Source organism: Brevibacillus sedimenti (assembly GCF_020923495.1).
Lineage (GTDB): Bacteria > Bacillota > Bacilli > Brevibacillales > Brevibacillaceae > Brevibacillus > Brevibacillus aydinogluensis.
The window spans coordinates 319,728-338,243 of sequence record NZ_CP064048.1; the positions used below are offsets into that span (position 1 = coordinate 319,728).

Sequence of the window (18,516 nt, forward strand, 5' to 3'; positions counted from 1 at the left end):
GGTGTTTTTCCATGACGTGGACACAAACAGTCGCTCCCCTCAATGGGAGTATCGTACTCTCGGCCCTGGCGGCACTCGTCCCGATTCTGTACTTCTTCTGGGCCTTGGCGATCAAGCGCATGAAAGGGCACGTGGCCGGAATCACCACGCTGCTCCTCGCCGTGCTCGTCGCTGTATTGGTCTACGGCATGCCGGTCCGGATGGCGGTCATGTCGTCGGTTCAGGGAGCTGTTTACGGCCTGCTGCCGATTGGCTGGATCATCATCTGTGCCGTGTTTTTGTACAAGCTGACGGTGAAGACGGGCCAGTTTGATTTGATCCGCGCCTCTGTCGTGTCGATTACCGAAGACCGTCGATTGCAGGTGCTGCTGATCGCTTTTTCATTTGGCGCGTTTCTGGAGGGGGCGGCCGGCTTTGGTGCTCCGGTGGCTATCACGGCCGCACTGCTGGTCGGTCTGGGCTTTCACCCGCTTTACGCCGCCGGCCTCTGTCTGATTGCCAACACTGCACCCGTCGCATTTGGCGCGATCGGCATTCCCATCCTCGCCGTGGAGGGGCCGACCGGGGTGCCCGCGATGGAGATTTCCAAGATGGTCGGGCGGCAGCTTCCGTTCCTCTCCGCCTTCGTGCCGTTTTACCTGATCGTCATCATGGCAGGGGTAAAAAAAGCGGTGGAGGTCCTGCCGGCGATTCTCGTCTCCGGCGTCTCGTTTGCGCTTACCCAGTACCTCACGTCCAACTTCCTGGGACCGGAACTGCCCGACATCCTGTCCGCGCTCGTCTCCATCGTGGCGCTGGCGCTCTTTCTGAAAGTCTGGAAGCCCAAGCAGGTGTTTCGCTTTTCCGCCGAGCAGGCCTCCTTTGAACTGACGGCCGCTGCCGCTTCAGCAGGGCACGCCGGCCCAAAGCATTCCTCTTTGCAGGTAGTCAAGGCGTGGTCGCCGTTTGTCATGCTTACCGTCTTCATCTTTCTCTGGGGACTCCCCCCTGTCAAAAAGGCCCTGCTCGGCACATACGAGGGGAGCAATCCCCTGCTGAACCTGCTTAATCCGCTCGGGAAGCTGCTTACCTTTACGCCGGAAGTCCCCGGCCTGCACAAGCTGATTATCGACACCGCCGGCAACCCGATGGCCGCCGTGTTCAAGCTGGAACTGCTGGCTGCTGCCGGCACATCGATCCTGGTCGCCGCTGTCGTGACCAAGTTCATCGTCAGGATATCCTGGAAAGATTGGTGTTCCACTTTTGCCGAAACGCTGCACGAACTTCGCTTCCCGATCGTGACCATCGCCTCGGTTGTCGCGTTTGCCTACGTGACCAATGCGTCCGGCATGAGCACGACACTGGGGACCCTGCTGGCTTCAACCGGCGTGCTGTTTCCATTCTTTGCGCCGTTCCTCGGGTGGCTCGGCGTGTTTATCACCGGTTCCGACACGTCGTCCAACCTGCTGTTCGGACATTTGCAAAAAGTGACGGCCACGCAGTTGGGGGTTGATCCCGTCCTGGCGATTGCCGCCAACACCAGCGGGGGTGTCACCGGAAAGATGATCTCGCCGCAATCGATTGCAGTCGCCTGCGCCGCCGTCGGATTGGCCGGCAAGGAAGCCGACCTCGTCCGCTTTACGCTGAAGCACAGCATCATCCTGGTGGTGCTGGTCGGCCTGATCACGTTCCTGCAATCCAACGTCCTGTCGTGGATGATTCCGTGACGCGCTCGAATCGCTGATGGGCGCCGCGACTTGGCATGAAAAAAGAGCGAAGCAGACTCGTGCTGCTTCGCTCAGCGTGTAGACCATAACAGGAAAATGGCCGTCACGACAAAAGGGAGGCCGAACAGAAACAAGCGTCCCGCCCATTTCTGCCGCTGCTTGCGATCCTCCGCCGTTTCCGTCGCGTAGTTGGCGCGAATGCGGTCGCCGCTCAGCAGCGCTCCCGAACAGACCGCGCTGAACAGCCACACCGCTCCGCCGACGACGGCAAACGTGTTCCAATAGCCGAAATACAGTCCGGCCGCCAAACAGGCCAGCCATAGCCCGGCACATACGACCGCGTACTTCACGAGACCACCCTCCCCCTTTTGCCTGCCATTCCTTTATTCGCGATTCGGATCTGCTGCGCCGATGCAGCAGCAGATGATGCTCATGCTGTGTCAGACGGCATCCCCGCTGGACGGTGCCATCCCCCACGGGACAGTCTTTTGTGCCATTGATCACGCCTGTGCGCGGTACACCTGTCTGCCCATTACATAGGTGGCCTCCACTCCGTACGACAGGTTCAGCACGGTAATATCCGCGTCGTACCCCGCCTCCAGGCGCCCTTTTTGCCCGCCCAGGCCCACGATCTCCGCCGGTGTCTGGGACGCCATGGCGACCGCTTCCGGCAGCGGCACGCCGCACAGGGTCACCATGTTCTGCACCGCCCGGTTGAGTGTCAAAATGCTGCCGGCCAGCGTGCCGTCCGCCAGTTTGGCCTGCGTTCCCCGCACGTGCACTTCCTGGCCGCCCAGGTCGTACACGCCGTCGCCGAGCGCCGCCGCCCGCATCGAATCGCTGACCAGGGCCAGGCGCCCAAACGACTTCAGCCGATACAAAATGCGCATCACGGCCGGGTGCACATGCTCTCCGTCGGCGATCAGCTCGGTGCTCAACTGTTCGTGCACCATCGCCGCACCGACCACCCCCGGCTCGCGGTGGTGCAGTCCCGTCATGGCGTTGAAGCAGTGGGTAAAGTGCTGCACGCCGCACTCCACCGCATGCTGTGCCTGGGCAAACGTGGCCCCGGTATGCCCGGCGGAGACGATGACCCCCTGCTCCTTCAGCCAGCGGATCGCTTCCAGCGCTTCCGGCTGCTCCGGCGCGATCGTCACCACCTTCAGCAGTCCGCCTGCCAGCTCGTACAGCCGGCGCACCTCCGCCAATTTGGGTGCGACGATGTGGGCCTCGTTTTGCGCCCCTTTGTAGCGCGGATTGATCCACGGCCCTTCCAGGTGAATGCCCGCGACAGCCGCTCCCTCCGTCCCGGCTCGGCTGACCGCGGCGATGTTGCGGATCGCCTTTTCCAACTCCGCGTAAGGGGCTGTCATCGTCGTCGCCAAAAACGACGTGACGCCGTAACGGGCCAGCGCCCGGGAGATCGTCATAAGCGACTCCGGCGTGCCGTCCATCGTGTCGCAGCCGGCGATGCCGTGCATGTGTATGTCGACGAACCCCGGACAAATCCAGCCGTCCTTCACCGTCTCCACCCGTTCCGGCAGCGGTCCGGCGTACCCGGCTGACGTTCCCGCGTAGGCGATTGTGCCGCCGTCCACGACGACCAGGCCGTCAGCCACAATCGTGCCGCCTGTGACCACCGTTCCCCGCAGGGCAAATGCTTGCTTCATCCTCCATCCCTCCATCTGCTGTCTTGCTTCATCGCGTGCTGCCGCCCGGTCGGATGATGGCCGCAGGTGCCTGCCGGCGCTCTCAAGCGATGCCGCGCGGCTACGGCGATAGCCGCTTTTCCAGCTCAATCTCGTCGCGCAGCGGGATGCCGTCACTGCCAACGGTCGGGATTTGCGGCTTGAGCCGACGCGCCTGCTCCACAGCATTGCGGTGGACAGCGACCAGTACGTACCCCCGCTTTTGGTAAAAGCGCAGGGCATTCAGGTTGTCGTTGGTCGTCAACAGCCAAACGCGATCCATTCCGCTGTCGCGCGCCACCCGTTCCACCGCCAGCATCAAGGAGGTGCCGACGCCGATGCCTTCCCTCACGCTGTCCAGCGAGACCACCTGCAGCTGGCCGTCGGCGACAGCGTAGGTCACCAGCCCGACAAGCTCCTCGCCGCAGAAAGCGGCAAATCCGGGCAGCTCGTCACAGGCAAACACCTGCAGTCCGTGGCCGTACACCATGTTTGAGCTGCCCCAATGCTCACGGAGAAAGCCGCCCAGCCACAGCCGGTCCGACTCGACCAGGGCTCTGACACGAATTTCGTTCATGCTCGTTCCCCCTCTATTGTATCGCAATCACCCCGCCAGCCGAACACATAATGCGCCGATAGAGGCGAGGTTCCCGACGGGGTTCCGTCAGCACTCTGGCGAACAGCATTACGTTCTATTTTTCAACCTCGGTGCCATCGACGGCCGACAGCTTGACAATCAACGCCCACTTTGCCAGTTTTAGCCGCTCGGGGGAGAAATCCATCACGTGCATGACGTTTTCATCCGTCGCCTGCATGCCCCAGACGGCTACTTGTTCCCCTTCCGAAACCTGTACACTGTCGTGAAGTTGAATCAGCCCTCTTGCCATATGTTTACGCCCGGCGTCCAGTTCCGTCCGGACGCTGGACTGTTCGCTGTCGTCGGCAAAAGCGGAAGTGACCACGTATCGCGTGCTGGCTTCGTTGTTGGCGTCCGACTCTCGTACGGAGATGAGAAACTGGCCGTCGTAATGCCTGTTATTGGTTGACGCGCGGGTCATTGTGTCAAACGCCTGCCCAATGTCCGTTTTGACGCCGTTTTCCCACACCTCAACCACAGCCCGGATCGTCTCTTTCTTTCCTTCGTAGGACACTTTGACGGCCCCTGACATGTCTCCCAGGAACGGTTTGAATTTTTGGGCATCTCCGGCGAACAAATCGACAGGTTCGATGTGCAGCATGCCCGGCTGCGTCCGCTCAGAATTGGAGCATGACAGGAGCAAAAGCGACGACAGCACAAACAGAACAATGCGCAGGATGCCCAAGGTGTGCCATCCTCCCTTCTCCCGCATGAATGATTTCATCTCATCTGTCCGTATGCTGCTCACCGCCGCGCGGGGACGTGCGGGAGCCTTCGACGGCCGCGATCCCGGCCGTGATGCCATTTACGTCCGGCCGGCGAAACGTGCCATCGCCTGTTCCGTTTCCTCAACCAGACGGCGCATCAGCGTCCCCGCGTCCATCTGGCGGGAGAGACCGCTCCCCTGGCCAGCCCACATCGACAGGTAGTCGCGCTCGCGCTGTTTCGCCGCGGCCTGCCGGATGTCGCGGGTCAAGGCGTTTTGCACCGGATAGGGCGGCACTTCATCCCGGTACGGGGCAATCTCGCGCATGAACCGGTTGCAGACGCCCCGCGCCGGCTTGCCGGAAAACGCGATCGTCAGCGCCGTCTGGTCATCGCCTGCCTCCAGGATCGCCTGTTTGTGCAGCGGATGGGCGCCGCTCTCCGTGCAGACCAGAAACGCCGTGCCCACCTGTACAGCCTCTGCCCCCAGTGCCAACGCGGCAGCGATCCCCCGCCCGTCCATGATGCCGCCGGCGGCAATGACCGGGATATTCAGCCTGTCCGCCAACTGCGGCACCAGGGCCATCAAGCCGATCAGGTTGTCGGGGGAATCGGGCAAAAACGAGCCGCGATGCCCGCCTGCCTCGCTGCCCTGCGCGACCACCAGGTCGACGCCGCTCGCCTCCAGCGCCACGCCTTCGCGCACCGTGGTGGCGGTGCCGATCACCGTGACCCCTCGCCGCTTCAGCTCCGCCATCCAGCGCTGCTCGAGGAGGCCAAACGTGAAGCTGAACACTGGCACCTCTTCCTCCAGCACCGCCGCCATCTGCTCTTCAAACGGTTCGGCAAACCGGCCGACGTCCGGGTCTTCGGGGATGCCCAGCCGCCGCCTCGCTTCGTTCATCAGCCGCCGGACGTTTTCGCCCGGACGCGTATCGCCGCTGACCTCCTCCGGGATGAACAGGTTGACCGCAAACGGTTTGTCGGTCAATTGACGGATGGCGCGAACCGCACTGCGGATCTGCTCACCGCTCATGTACCCTGCCCCCAGCGAGCCCAGCCCGCCCGCATTTGAAACAGCGGCGACCAGCTCAGGTGTCGTCGCCCCGCCGGCCATCGGGGCCTGGATGATCGGCCACTGCACCTGCAGTCGTTTGGTTGCCTCGTTTGTTGGCCACATGCATGATACGCTCCTTTCGCAATCGGAATCAGCGTTCGGCTTGTCCTTCGCCGTCAGGACCCACAAGTTCCAGAAAATGTGCCAGAATCCGTGCGGTCAGCCCCCAGATCACGCGCCCCTCCACCCGATAAAACAAGTGGTGGACGGTGCCGGTCCGCCACGGATACCGCTCGCCGCCCGGTATCAGGTGATAGGGATAGTCCGCTCCCGGCTCCACCTTCATCTTCACCGGATACACTTCCGGCCGGGTGGCAACAAGCGTTTGCAGCGGCACGCAAAACACCTCTTCCACTTCGGCCGGGTTGGGCGACATGTCTGCAAGCGAGTCGATCTGCCCGACAAACGGGTAGATACAGGCAAACGGCGTCACCACCGTATCCAGCGTCCCCACTTGGCGGATGCGTTTAGCGGCCAGCCCCAGCTCTTCGCTCGTCTCACGCCGGGCCGTCTCCCACGGGGAGGCGTCTCCCTCTTCGGCCCGCCCTCCCGGAAAACAGATTTCTCCGGCCTGCCGCCGCATCGTGCGCGCCCGCTTTTCAAACAGCACCGCCAACGTTCCGTCATCCCGCTCCACCAGCGGCACCAGCACGCTGAAGCGGCCCAGGTGCTTCTCTCCCATGATGCCGGGCTGGCGCTGCCCCAGCGCGTCGGCAATTTCGGCAACAGACAGAAAATGGTTACGGGTCGGTTCCTTGCTGTTCACTCGCCGCCCTCCTTTTCATGATGGCGTTTCTACATGATGGCGCTTCCACGGAGAGCAAGCCGCTTCCCCCTGTACTGCCAGGCGTGAACAATCGGACGTCCAGTCGTTCGCCCCCTGGCGCCGCCAGTTCCGCCGGCTTGCCAAAAAAAGACGCAGTCCCTTTTCATCAGGGTACCACGTCTTTTGACAGGATGAAACTGGAATTTGATTTACTCTGCTTTATCCAGCACGATCAAATTAGATGTTTTCTCTGCTCGATAACCTGCTCGATATACTCATGCAGCAGGGCAAGGTCGGTATCTGGAGGCAAGCATTGTTGATTGCGATATTCCCAATCCTCAATGACTTCGATCTCGACAATGTCGCACGTGATATTGTTTTTGTGAAGCAACTTGCTGCATTCTGAAAAATCGATACCCTTTCTTGTATAAAGGGTGATCTCCAGCACGGCACCCATTGGCTCACCTCAGTCTGGTATGCGGTCCCGAAAATGCTACAACTCCATCACCGGAATCCCGTTCTTGGGCGCGACCGGTTTCACGGGTTGGCCGCCGGAACGGACAAGCGTGTAATACTCGTAGCAACCAATCACCCCGTTGTCTCCCTCCATGACCCCGGGGTAGGCGCGGTTGACGGAGTAGACCTGGCTTTGGTGGGCCCGGAGCGCCTCCCCCTTGCGGTCGCGGTAGCGGGTGATGTCCACCTTGCCGGTGATCGGCACGGCGGGAGCAGGTCCTTTGTCCGGACAATGGTCGTAGTAGTGCGGGATGGAGACGAAGTAGAAATCAGGCCACTCATCCGTCGGCAGCACCTGCTCCGCCTGTTCCACCGCCATGCCCGTCGCGCGGCACACGGCGATATGGTCGGGATGGCCCGTCACTCCGTCGGGGGGAAACGTGACCACCACGTGCGGCTTCCATTCCACGATGGCGGACGCCAGCCGTCCGGCCAGTTCGCAGGGATCCACTTCGGCCAACCCGCCGTCTGGGTAGCGGTACAGCTCCAGCCGCGTAATGCCGAGGATGTGCGCCGCGTTGCGCAGCTCCTGTTCGCGGTGACGGGCCAGCGCTTCCCGGCTGTCGAACGCAAACGGCCCGGAACGTCCCTTGCAGCCGGACGTGACGCAAATCAGGCAGGTCTCCTGTCCGGCATCGCTGCATTTGGCCAGCGTCCCGCCGCAGGCAAACGATTCATCGTCAGGATGGGGAAAGACAAACATCAGTCGTTTCATCATCACACCTCGCTCTCGCCGGCCTGTTTCTCCAGATAGGCCAGCCCTTTGGCTATCACGCCGAAGATCGGATCGTTTTGCGCCTTGTCGATGGTCACCTGCGGCGTGTAGCGGCGGGCGTGCTCGATGACGATGCGGCGGACGCGCTCGTCGTTTTGCAGCACGCCTCCCTGGAGGATCATTTTGAACGGCTCCTCTCTCATCCTCAGCCGCTCGATGACGGCGCGGGCAGCGAGAAACAGCTCTTCACCGGCGGCCTTGAGAATTGACGCGGCCACCCGATCCTGCGAGTCGGCCGCCTGGCTGACGAACGGCGACAGTTCGCCCACCTTTTCCACGGAGTAGTCCGGGCCGTACGTCCAGTTAAACAGTTCCTCCACCCGATCGAGCCCCAGATGCGGCAGCAGCAGGCTTTCCAGCAGCGTCGGCTCACCGCGGCCGTCCGCCGCTTTCAATACAGCCATGATCGCTTGTTTGCCGATCCAGTACCCGCTGCCCTCGTCGCCGACGCGGTGACCCCATCCGCCTGCGCGCGCCGTCTCGCCCGCCCGGTTCACCCCGAACGCGATCGAGCCGGTCCCGGCGATCACGAGAATGCCCGGCTCTCCGTTGGTCGCTCCCAGCAGGGCGGCAAAGCCGTCATTTTCCACGATCAGGTGGCGGACGCGAATCCGCAGCATCTTCAGGACGTCGCGGACCATGCCCGTGATCACCTGCCGGTCGTGCTCTGTATCCAATCCAGCCAGGCCAAATACGGCGCACTCAATCTCCCATGCTGTACGGCTCATGCTGTCGTGGGGAGCGGCTGTCGGCAGCCGCCCCGCCGCCTCATTCAGCGCCTGGCTGATTGCGGCCGCCAGTTCCCGCGCGGCCGCTTCCCTGCCAATCCCCTGGTAGTTGCAGGAACCGGCCCGTCCCGCACCCAACGTCCGCTTGGACCGGTCTGTCAGAACAGCGAGGCATTTCGTGCCGCCGCCGTCCACGGCCAGCAGGGGAATGTGTACCGCTGTCATTTCCGTTCACTCCATTCGGCCATGACCTGATCCAAATAGCGCATCGCCTGGTCGCACGCCTCGCGGGCCTGCTTCAGCCAGGCCATTTCTGCCTGCAGCGACTGCTTTCGTTCGCCGATCATCCGCTTCATTTCGTCCGCATTGGGTCCGCCGGGCAGCTTGCGAACGGCGACGAAATATACCGGATCGAGCGCCTGACGAAGCTGCTCGTCCGTAATCGTCAGCGTCCGTCCAATGACAGCCAAAGCGGCCTGATTGACCAGCTCGAGGCTGATTTGGTCCGCCCGCAGCCCTTGGGCCGCCGCCTCCTTCACCACGCGGCTGACGATGTGGTGCGCCGTGCGGAAGGACAGACGGTCGATGCGCACCAGCGTGTCGGCCAGTTCCGTCACCGTGGCGAAACTGCCTTTGGTCCGTTCCAGCAGCCCCTCCTTGTTTACGTCCATCGTGCCGACCACACAGGCCATCAGGCGGTACATCTGCTCCAGGACGGACAGGCTGCGCCAGGCGTACGGCTGCATGTCGTCCTCCGTGTCAACGATGTCGCCAAACGGCGTATTGTGCATCATCGTCAAGACGACAGCGGCGTTGCCCGCGCTGGACGATAGCATGGAGCGCATGTGTTCAAACGAGACAGGATTGCGCTTCTGCGGCATGATCGAGCTGATCTGAACATACGGGTCAGCCACTTTCAGCACGTCAAACTCCTGCGTGCACCACTGCAGCATATCCTGCACCGTCCGCCCCAGGTTGATTGCCGCCACCTGCACGGCGGCCGCCGTTTCGCCCAGGTAGTCCGCCCCGCCGATCGCGTCGTAGGAATTCTCCACCAATTCGTCAAAGGCGAGCAGCTGCCGCATTCGCTCCCGGCTGATGGGAAAACCCGAGGTGGTCAGCGCCGCCGCTCCCATGGGACTGCGGTTGCAGGTGCGGTAGGCGCTGATCAGGCGGCGGATGTCCCGCGACAGCGAGTCAGCCACGGCCGTGATGTAGTGGGCCATCGTCGTCGGCTGCGCCTGCTGGGTGTGGGTGTAGCCGATCATCACCGTCTCGGTGTGTTCTTGCGCAAACAGGAGCAAATGCTCTTTCAGAGAGAGTGCCGAAGCCAGCGTGGCCAGCAGCTTCTCGCGCAGCACCATGCGGTAGATGGTGACGCCCATGTCGTTGCGGCTGCGGGCCAGGTGCAGATTGCCGGCCACGTCCCCGGCCAGCTCCAAAAGACGGCTCTCTACCTGAAAGAACAAATCTTCAAACTGTCCGGTATAGGCTGAGCGGCGCAGCCCGTCCAGGTCGATGGCAGTGAGGGCGCGGGCAATCGCCTTCGCTTCGTCCTCCGTGATCAGCTTCTGTTCGCGCAGCATGATCAGATGCGCCTTGTTGATCGCCATCATCGGCGTCAGCAGATGGGTTTTCGCTTCCGAAAAAGCCGGTTCCAGCACGGCCTCCGCGTACGTCTTTCCGGGGAACCGGGCTCCTTCCCGTTGAAATATCCGCTCTTTGTAGTCCATTGACGTTTCTCCTTCCCTGCCGTTTCCTTTTCTGTTTTTTCGCGGTTCCCCACTGCCGGGGAGCCGGGAAAAGCGGGGAAGACGGCCGACTGCGGCCGTCTCTCCCGTCCCGTTTTCCTGTCTTATTGCTTCAAACTGACCATGTTGACGAACATGCGGATGGCTCCCGGCACCAGGGCGGGGATTTCACGGTACCAGACGAGCGAACTGTAGGTGTACGTCCCCTTGCCGTATTTTGCGGTCAGGAATGTGCCGGTAAACTCCTTCTCGCCCGGATCGCCGTTTGCAATCAGCTCCACGTACTCTTTGCCCCACTGCGACGGGTTGTAGGCGGAACGGTCCTGAATCCAGTTGTTCCAGTCTTCCTCCGTAATCTTGTTGGGTGTGTTGAAAATGGGATGATCCGGCGCAAGCATGGTAACTTTCGAGTTTTCATCGGTGACGCGCCATTCAATCAGCGGCGTGCCGATCGTGATCGGGTACGGCGCCAACTCCGGCTTCCAGTTGTCTTCCGGCTTGTGGTACTGCACCACCAGGTTGCCGCCGTTTTCCACGTACTTCAACAGGCGGGCATTGCTCGAAATCAGTTCGGGGCGGAACCCGTACGCCCGGATGCCCAGCACAATCGTGTCGTACTGGCTGAGGTCGCCAGACTCGATGTCCTTGGCGCTGAGGAGGGTGACGTTGACGCCGACCTGTTTCAGGTACTCGTCGATGTTGTCAAAACCGCTGGAGACGTATCCTACTTTCAACCCCTCCGGCACTTTCAGGTCAAACGCCTGGATCATCAGCTCCGCCGGTTGGACGTAATACGTGGTGCCGATGTGCGGATAGCGGATCACCTGGGCGCCATGGCGGCTTTCTTTTGCCCCCGCGCGCGCCACGGCCGTTACCGTGTACGTGCCCGATTTGACGGCGGCGGACGGCTTTACCGTAAACGCGACCGACTTGGTCTCCCCTTTGGCGGCAAACGCCAGCGGACTTGCCTTCGGTTCTACCGTCCAGCCTGCCGGAACGTCCAGCGAGATGTCCGCTTCCGCCGCACCCGGCTGGTAGTTCTTTACCGTCACCTTCACCGAAATCGGCTCTTGCGGCTTCAACGTGTTCAGAACAGCTGCGCCCGGGTCGAGCGACAGCGAGAACGGCGGCAGGACGGCGACAGCGTCAGACGGAACGACGCGGCTGACCGCGGTGGAGCCGAACGCCTTGTACGATACGTCCGCAGTGATGGACGGCGGCAGATACGGCTGGAACAGCGGGGCGTCTTTCGGCACCTCCACTTCGTACGCGGCCGTGACGGTCTGGTTGTACCCCACCTGGCCGAAGCTGGTCGCCCCCAACGGCTTGGCCCGCCATCCTTCCGGCACATTCAGCTTCAGGCTGACGTCTTTCAGCGGCACCTGTCCGCCGTTGTACGCCGTCACTTTTACGGTGGCAGTCTGACCGGCGACCAGTTCGCCTGTCTCCGGCCTTACTTTGGCCACCAGTGACAGCGCCTCCGCACTCGCCGTGTACAGCTGTCGTTCCTTTACCTTCAGACGGTGGGTCAGGTCTGCCCTGGTCGCTTCGTCCAGTTTGGCTTCCTGCACGACGGTCAGCGCCCTCTGCACGTCCGACAGCATGTCGTGCACTTCCCTGGCCACGTCGGCAAAGCGCGGGTAGGCGGCGATCACGTCGTCGGCGTCTTTTTGCAGGGTGCGAAGCTCCCTGGCCAGCTTTTCCCCGCCCGGCTTGCCGGCCACTTCCCGGGCCAGGTCGTCAAAGGTGTAGGCGATGCCTTCGAAAAAGTCCGATTCCCGGGCTTTGGACGGAACCGTCGACTGCTCCAGCTTGTAGTAGTTGAAGCTGGGCCCTTCGTCGTAGTGGCGCCCCATCCCCTGGCTCTTGTGCATGAAGCGGGATTCCTCGCCCAACTGCTGGTAAGACGCGCCGTACACCTCGTCGTACTCGCCGATCGGCACGCGAACCGTGTAGTCTTTCTCATCCGCCGGCACGTACAGCTTTTTGGGCTGCCAGGGGCGCAGCCCGTTTTTCAGATGCTCCGGAAACACGGACGGGTCGGCGGCGTCCTTGAACGCTTTTACCGTGATCACGTTGATGGCGCGGTGATGTCCGTGCGTGGAGGGTACGTTCAAAAACGCGGGGATGAGCACGTCCGGCCGCAGTTCGCGAATCTTGCGAATCAGCCGTTCGTAGACGACCTGTTCTCCCCATTTGGACAGTGTCTCATCCGGGCTCTTGGAAAAGCCAAAGTCGTAAATGGGGTCGTTGATCGATTCGCTGAGGATGTCCAGCGTGACGTTGGTGACCTTGGACGCTTCCTGCAATTCACGAGTACGGATAATGCCCAGTGCGTTGCCCAGCTCGCTGCCGATTTCGTTTTGGCCCCCTTCGCCGCGGTTGGCGATGATGCTGTACGTGTCCACACCCTTGCCGAGCGACAGGTACGCGAGCATCGCGCTGTGCTCGTCATCCGGGTGAGCCCCCGTGTTCATGGCGCTGGCGATGGTAGTCAACGGCTTGATCGCTTTGTACAAGTCGACCACTCCCCGGTCAGCATGGGCGGTCCGGGGCGCCATCGGCCATACCAGAGTGCCTGCCAGGGCCACGGCTGATACGACGGAAAACAGCTTGGCAAATGTCCCCTTTCTCAATGAACGCTCCTCCTTTTCCTTATTGGGATTGATGTATGCATCAATCATGGCCGTCCATGGAGCCGGTTCCTGCTGTCGCCATGGATTGACCTGAGGTAGCTGAAACGGACATGCACAGACGCTGCCGTCTGGTTTCGGGACGAGAAATCGAACGCAAACCTGCCTACACCGCAGTGCCCGCCTTGTCGCCAGCCAGTTTTCTGGAGATGAACAGGACGATGATGATGACCACAATCTGCAGCACGCCGTATGCGCACGCGGTGCCGAATTCAAACGTGTACATGCGCTGGAAAATGGCCACTGACAGCGGCATCGTCCGCGGCGTAAAGATCAGGATGGAGGCGACGAACTCGCCGATACACTGAACGAACGCCAACAGCGTGCCGGCCAAAATCCCGCCAAATGCCATCGGGAAAACGACGCGGCGGAAGCTGTACCACCACGATGCCCCCAGATTGCGCGCCGCTTCCTCCACCGACGGGTCCATCTGCATCAGCGTGGCCGATGTGGAGCGGAACACCAGCGGCAGGTGGCGGACGAAATAGGCGAGCGGGATGATCCAGAACGTGCCGATGAGCACCTGGCCAAAGCTGAATACGGTCGGCTCACTGAACGCGGCGATCAGGTTGACGGCGACAACAGTGCCGGGAAGCGCCCACGGCAGCATGATCAGCACGTCGAGCAGCGTTTTGCCGCGAAAGCGCAGCCGCACCATCGCGTACGCCGCCGCCACCCCGAACAGGACGATGCCGACGGTGGCGATCGCACTCAGCTCCAGGCTGTTGGCAATCGGCCGCCAGGTCTTGCTGTCCGTAAACAGGTCGATGTAGTGGTCCAGCGTGTACTGCGGCGGCAGAATCTGCACCGTCCAGGTGCCGTCCACCGAGAACGAGATCAACACCAGCACGAGGATCGGCAGCATCAGGATGACGATGCCGATGAAGGCCAGCACCATGCAGACATAGCGGCCCGCTTTGCTTTTCACCTCGGTGCGGTGTACGCTGATGCCCTTGCTCATGTTCTGGTAGTTGCGCACCCCTTGGTACCAGCGCATCAGCAGCAAAAAGGCAATGGAGACGACGGACAGGACGGTCGACTGGGTAGCCGCCATGTCCAGATCGCCGTTGGTCCGGGACAGGTAAATCTGCATCGTCATCGTCCGGTCGATGCCGAAGATCAGCGGCGCCGTGTAGGACGCCATGGAGATCATGAACACCAGCAGCGACGACGCCACCATGGCTGGCGTGAGCATCGGCAAAATCACCCGCCGCCAGACGGTAAAGCGGTTGGCGCCCAGGCTAGCCGCCGCCTCTTCCAGCGACGGGTCAAGACCTTTGATCGCCGCCGATGCCGTCATGAAAAAATAGGTGTACATGGTAAAGGTGTGGACCACAACGACGCCCCATATTCCTTTCAGCGAAAACGGCACCTGTTCCAGCCCGAACAGTTCCTTGAACAATCGGGGGAATATGCCGCTTTCCCCGTACAAAAACGTAAACGACAGCACGCCGATGAGCGGCGGCAGCGCCATCGGCACCAGGGCGAGGACGGAGAGGATTTTCCGCCCCGGGAACTCGTAGCGCTCCAGCAAAAAGGCCATCGTCACGCCAACAATGCCGCAGGTAATGACACTCAACACGGATATGTATACGCTGTTCCAAAGCGCTTCCAGATTGGCCGTGTGCTCCAGGCTGAAGAAACGGGCGTAGTTTTTCCACGTAAACTGCCCGTCCACGTTGACGCTGGTGGCAAACGTTTCAAACAGCGGATAGATGACGTAGGCCAAAAGGATCAGGAACAGCGGAGAAACCAGCACGTAGACAAAGGACGGCGAAGCAGTGAAGGAGATCCGTTTGGACGGTGTCGCGGCTGGCTGTAGTTCTGCTTTCACAAGCTCCTCCTCCTTATCCCGCAAAGTAGATGCTCGCTTTCGGAATGTGCAGGGAGATGGTCTCTCCGCGCTGTTTCAGCGGCCGTCCCTGGCTGATGGACATGCTGCGGAGCTGATGAGGGCCGACGCTGGTCACGTAGTTGACGCACGCACCCGTAAACTCGGCAAGCACAACAGTGCCCGACACCACGTTCTCACCGTCCGCTCCCGTGCTTTCCTGCACCGTTTCCGGCCGAATCGACAGCACGACTGTCTCGCCCGGCACGAGCCGCACCTGCGGCGACACGTTGTGCGCATATCCGGTCAGCACGAGGTCAGGAGCCACCCGCACCCGTACTTCGTTACCGTCGATGCCTGCCACGATCCCCTCCCACAGATTGGTTTCGCCGATGAACGACGCGACGAAACGGTTTACCGGCCGATGGTAAATCTCGTGCGGCGTACCCACCTGCTGCACTTCGCCGCCCTGCATCACCATCACCCGATCCGACATGGACATCGCCTCCGCCTGGTCATGCGTGACGTAAATGGTGGTAATGCCCAGTTCCATCTGCAGCCGCTTGATTTCATACCGGGTTTCTTCGCGCAGTTTGGCGTCCAGGTTGGACAGCGGTTCATCCAAAAGCAGAATCTGCGGCTCGATAACGAGCGCGCGGGCCAGCGCCACCCGCTGCTGCTGTCCGCCGGAAAGCTGGTCGATCCGGCGTTCGCCGTATCCTTCCAGACGGACGAGCTTCATCACCCGCTCTACCCGTTCTTTCATTTCCGCTTTCGGAATCTTGCGAACCTTGAGCCCAAAGGCGATGTTCTCAAATACGGTCATGTGCGGAAACAGGGCGTAGTTTTGAAACACCATGCCCGTGTTTCGCTTGTGGGGCGGCAGCGATGTGACATCCCGGCTGCCGAAGCAGATCCGTCCCCTGGTGGGATAGTAAAAGCCGGCGATCATCCGCAGGGTCGTCGTCTTGCCGCAGCCGCTTGGCCCCAAAAAGGTGAAGAATTCGCCTGATTCGATGTGAATGTGAACATCTTCGACCCCTTTTGCGTCGCCAAACTGTTTGCTGACGTGATCAAGTGTTACGCTGCTCATCAGGTGTCCTCCCTCTCGAGATTGGCAGGGCGCTGCCCGGCTTCGGCAGTCGCCTGTGCCGGACGGAACCGGACACGGCCAGACGGAAAGGGGTCCCCCTTCCCGTCTGTTCCTGCTGTCCTCACCCGCTTACTTCTTGCTTTTTCCCTTGATGTTTTCGTCCCAGTACTGCATCCACTCTTTTTCTTTCTCCGCCATCACATTCCAGTCGAGCTCCAGCGGTTTCAGCTCCAGGTTTTTCATGAAGTCAGGCAGTTCGTCCTTGCTGATGTCGGTGCGTGACGGGAACTGGTAGCGCTCTTTCGCCAACTGCGTGGCGATCTCCGGGCTGAACAGGAACTCGTAGAACTTTTTGGCTGCGTCCATGTTCTTGGCCCCTTTGACGATCGCGACCCCATCGACGAGGATCGGCGCGCCGCTCTCAGGATAGACAAAATCGTACGGATGGTTGTTCTGCTTGCTTTGAATCAGGACGTCCTGCAGGTTCCACAGGGAAATGACGCCTTCCTGGCGGTCCAGCTTCAGGTAGAGCTGGGTCGGGTCCTGGGCGTACTCCTTGGTGTTGGCGTCCAGTTTTTTCAGCCATTCATACCCTTTTTCCGGCGTGTCTGGCCCCTGACGGTAGATCATCGCCGCGTAAATGGTCCGCATCGTGCCGGACGGCAGGACGTTGCGGATCACGATTTTATCCTTGTACTTGGGATCGAGCAGGTCGTCCCAGTCCTGCGGCGCTTCTTCTTTCGTCAGCGCCTGCGAATTGTACATGATCACCTCGGGCAGCAGCATTTCGCCGTACCAGCGGTCCTGCGGGTCCTTGTACAGATCGGGAATCTTGTCGGCAAACGTCGGTTTGTACGGCTCCAACAGCCCCTCGTCCGCTGCCGTGCTCAGCGCGGACTGTGTGCCGCCCCACCAGAAATCGGCCTGCGGATTGGCCTTTTCGGCACGCACCCGCTCCAGGATTTGCTGCGCCCCCATCTCAAATGTTTCCACTTCAATATTGGGATATTTTTCCTTAAACTTGGGCAGGACGATTTCAAAAATATTTTTGTCCCGGGCGGTGTAAATGACCAATTTTTGCGATTCGCCGGATGCTGCCGGCTGCGCCTGATCACCGGACTGGCCGCCTGTACCGCTGTCCGCCTGTCCTCCGCCGGAACAAGCGGCGACGGTCAGGGCCAGCGAGCCGACAAACACGCCGCGAAGCCATTTTTTCCATGTGCTGTTGGACGTTTTCACAATCGAATCCCCCTTTTTTTCACTCTATTTGTCCAGCAATTTCGTAGATGGAAACGCTTCCAGGACGCTGTGAACGGCCCCGATCAACCCCGCCTCTTCACCAAGTCGCGCTTTTTCCATACGGGGCACAACGGGCACCCATTCCGCCAGCCACTCGCGAATCTGCTTCACCCCTTTTTCGTCGATATGAACCATCTCTCCGCTCAGAATCAACAGCTCCGGGTTCAGCACGCTGACGATATTGGCCATCGCGTAGGCCCAGTGTCGGTATACGTCATCCAGCAACCGCGCGGCCTCCCGGTTGTCCTGCCGAGCTTGACCGATCAGCGTCTCTATGATACTCGACCCTTCCTGAAGGTCGGAGAGAAAGGCCTTCGCCTGTGCTTTGACGCCAGGGACGGAGTAATGCGTCTCAAACACGCCGTACGCTCCGTCGCGCCGGCTGTGTACGGGGCCGATCAGCATGTAACCGATCTCGCCCGCTGCGTCCCGGCTTCCCCGGTATAACTGGCCGTCCAGGATGATGCCGGAGCCGATCCCCGTGCCGACGTAGATGTAGACAACGTTGGAATAGCCGACACCGACACCGCGGACGCTCTCGCCCAGAGTCATCATGTTGACGTCATTGTCGATGATGACCGGCACCTCCAGCCGTTCCTCGATGGTCTGCCTGATCGGCGATCCCATCCAGCCCGTGCTGGGAGCAAAGCTGACCGTACCGCTGCCCCGCTGGGTGACCCCGGGCAGGCCGACACCGATGCCCAGCAGCCTGTCGCGCGGCAAGCTGCTCTCCGCCAGCAGACGGTCCAGTCCCGCTGCCAAATCCTCGATCACCCGTTCTCCGTCGGCCGGCTGGGCCAGACGTTTGCGGTACCGGGCCAAAAACTCGCCTTTCAGGTCGGCCACCGCCATCTCCAGCGCGGAGCCTTCAAACACTGCGCCGACGATCGCGTACGCCTGGTAGTTGTACTCCAGCAGGATCGGCTTTCGGCCGCCACGGGAGTCGCCCATCCCCACCTCCTGGAGCAGCCCATCCTGAATCATCTCCTCCACCAGGGCGGAAACGCAGGGGCGGCTCAGCTGCGTCTGTTTGGCAATGTCGGCGCGGGAGATCTGACCGTGCTGAATCACCTGCTGCAAGATCTCTTCCTTGTTCCACTTTTTCACCAGTTTGCTGCTGCCCGTTTTTCTGGACGAACGCACGCCTTTTCACTCACCACCAAACAGTTAGTTAACCTAACTAACAAAGTTATCCAAATTATACCGCCCAT

At 61.0% G+C, this 18,516-nt stretch carries 16 protein-coding genes; 1 reads left to right on the forward strand and 15 read right to left on the reverse strand.

All coding sequences use genetic code 11. The annotated features are described in order from the left end of the window. Positions 1–11 precede the first annotated feature (11 nt). Positions 12–1,706, forward strand: a complete 1,695-nt coding sequence (locus tag IRT44_RS01600; RefSeq protein WP_230077330.1) for an L-lactate permease — start codon at positions 12–14, stop codon at positions 1,704–1,706. A gap of 71 nt (positions 1,707–1,777) precedes the next feature. Here IRT44_RS01600 and IRT44_RS01605 read toward each other — a convergent pair whose 3' ends face one another. The 15 genes from IRT44_RS01605 to IRT44_RS01675 form a co-directional block, all read right to left on the reverse strand. After that, positions 1,778–2,056 (reverse strand): DUF5316 domain-containing protein, encoded by a 279-nt coding sequence (locus IRT44_RS01605; RefSeq protein ID WP_212132090.1) that lies wholly within the window; start codon positions 2,054–2,056, stop codon positions 1,778–1,780. Positions 2,057–2,206: 150 nt separating this feature from the next. Beyond that, a complete protein-coding gene (gene nagA, locus IRT44_RS01610; RefSeq protein WP_230077331.1) occupies positions 2,207–3,376 on the reverse strand; it encodes an N-acetylglucosamine-6-phosphate deacetylase in 1,170 nt (389 codons plus the stop codon). Between the two features lie 100 nt (positions 3,377–3,476). After that, entirely contained in the window at positions 3,477–3,971 is a 495-nt protein-coding gene (locus tag IRT44_RS01615) for a GNAT family N-acetyltransferase (RefSeq protein ID WP_171565914.1), read from the reverse strand. 115 nt (positions 3,972–4,086) lie between these two features. Next, on the reverse strand, positions 4,087–4,716 hold the full coding sequence (locus IRT44_RS01620) for a hypothetical protein (RefSeq protein WP_230077332.1): 630 nt from the start codon (positions 4,714–4,716) through the stop codon (positions 4,087–4,089). A 120-nt stretch (positions 4,717–4,836) separates the two neighbouring features. Then, positions 4,837–5,916, reverse strand: a complete 1,080-nt coding sequence (locus IRT44_RS01625; RefSeq protein ID WP_212132093.1) for an NAD(P)H-dependent flavin oxidoreductase — start codon at positions 5,914–5,916, stop codon at positions 4,837–4,839. A gap of 28 nt (positions 5,917–5,944) precedes the next feature. Further along, complete coding sequence (locus IRT44_RS01630; RefSeq protein ID WP_230077333.1) at positions 5,945–6,619, reverse strand: NUDIX hydrolase; 675 nt, start codon at positions 6,617–6,619, stop codon at positions 5,945–5,947. Positions 6,620–6,851: 232 nt separating this feature from the next. After that, positions 6,852–7,076: a hypothetical protein gene (locus IRT44_RS01635; protein ID WP_230077334.1), complete on the reverse strand. Its 225-nt coding sequence runs from the start codon at positions 7,074–7,076 to the stop codon at positions 6,852–6,854. A 36-nt stretch (positions 7,077–7,112) separates the two neighbouring features. Further along, positions 7,113–7,850, reverse strand: a complete 738-nt coding sequence (locus IRT44_RS01640) for a PIG-L deacetylase family protein (RefSeq protein ID WP_230077838.1) — start codon at positions 7,848–7,850, stop codon at positions 7,113–7,115. A 2-nt stretch (positions 7,851–7,852) separates the two neighbouring features. Continuing rightward, positions 7,853–8,863 carry an N-acetylglucosamine kinase gene (locus IRT44_RS01645; protein WP_230077335.1) on the reverse strand — a complete coding sequence of 337 codons (1,011 nt, stop codon included), beginning with the start codon at positions 8,861–8,863 and terminating at the stop codon, positions 7,853–7,855. Further along, positions 8,860–10,371, reverse strand: coding sequence for an argininosuccinate lyase (gene argH / locus IRT44_RS01650; RefSeq protein ID WP_171565906.1), 1,512 nt, complete (start codon positions 10,369–10,371; stop codon positions 8,860–8,862). The genes IRT44_RS01645 and argH overlap by 4 nt, the downstream gene beginning before the upstream one ends. A gap of 122 nt (positions 10,372–10,493) precedes the next feature. Beyond that, positions 10,494–13,025, reverse strand: a complete 2,532-nt coding sequence (locus IRT44_RS01655; RefSeq protein ID WP_171565905.1) for an NEW3 domain-containing protein — start codon at positions 13,023–13,025, stop codon at positions 10,494–10,496. A gap of 163 nt (positions 13,026–13,188) precedes the next feature. Then, positions 13,189–14,916 carry an ABC transporter permease gene (locus IRT44_RS01660; RefSeq protein ID WP_230077336.1) on the reverse strand — a complete coding sequence of 576 codons (1,728 nt, stop codon included), beginning with the start codon at positions 14,914–14,916 and terminating at the stop codon, positions 13,189–13,191. A 13-nt stretch (positions 14,917–14,929) separates the two neighbouring features. Further along, positions 14,930–16,006 (reverse strand): ABC transporter ATP-binding protein, encoded by a 1,077-nt coding sequence (locus tag IRT44_RS01665; RefSeq protein ID WP_171565903.1) that lies wholly within the window; start codon positions 16,004–16,006, stop codon positions 14,930–14,932. A 129-nt stretch (positions 16,007–16,135) separates the two neighbouring features. After that, positions 16,136–17,245, reverse strand: coding sequence for an extracellular solute-binding protein (locus IRT44_RS01670; protein WP_212132097.1), 1,110 nt, complete (start codon positions 17,243–17,245; stop codon positions 16,136–16,138). 24 nt (positions 17,246–17,269) lie between these two features. Next, a complete protein-coding gene (locus tag IRT44_RS01675; RefSeq protein ID WP_230077337.1) occupies positions 17,270–18,448 on the reverse strand; it encodes an ROK family transcriptional regulator in 1,179 nt (392 codons plus the stop codon). Positions 18,449–18,516 lie beyond the last annotated feature (68 nt).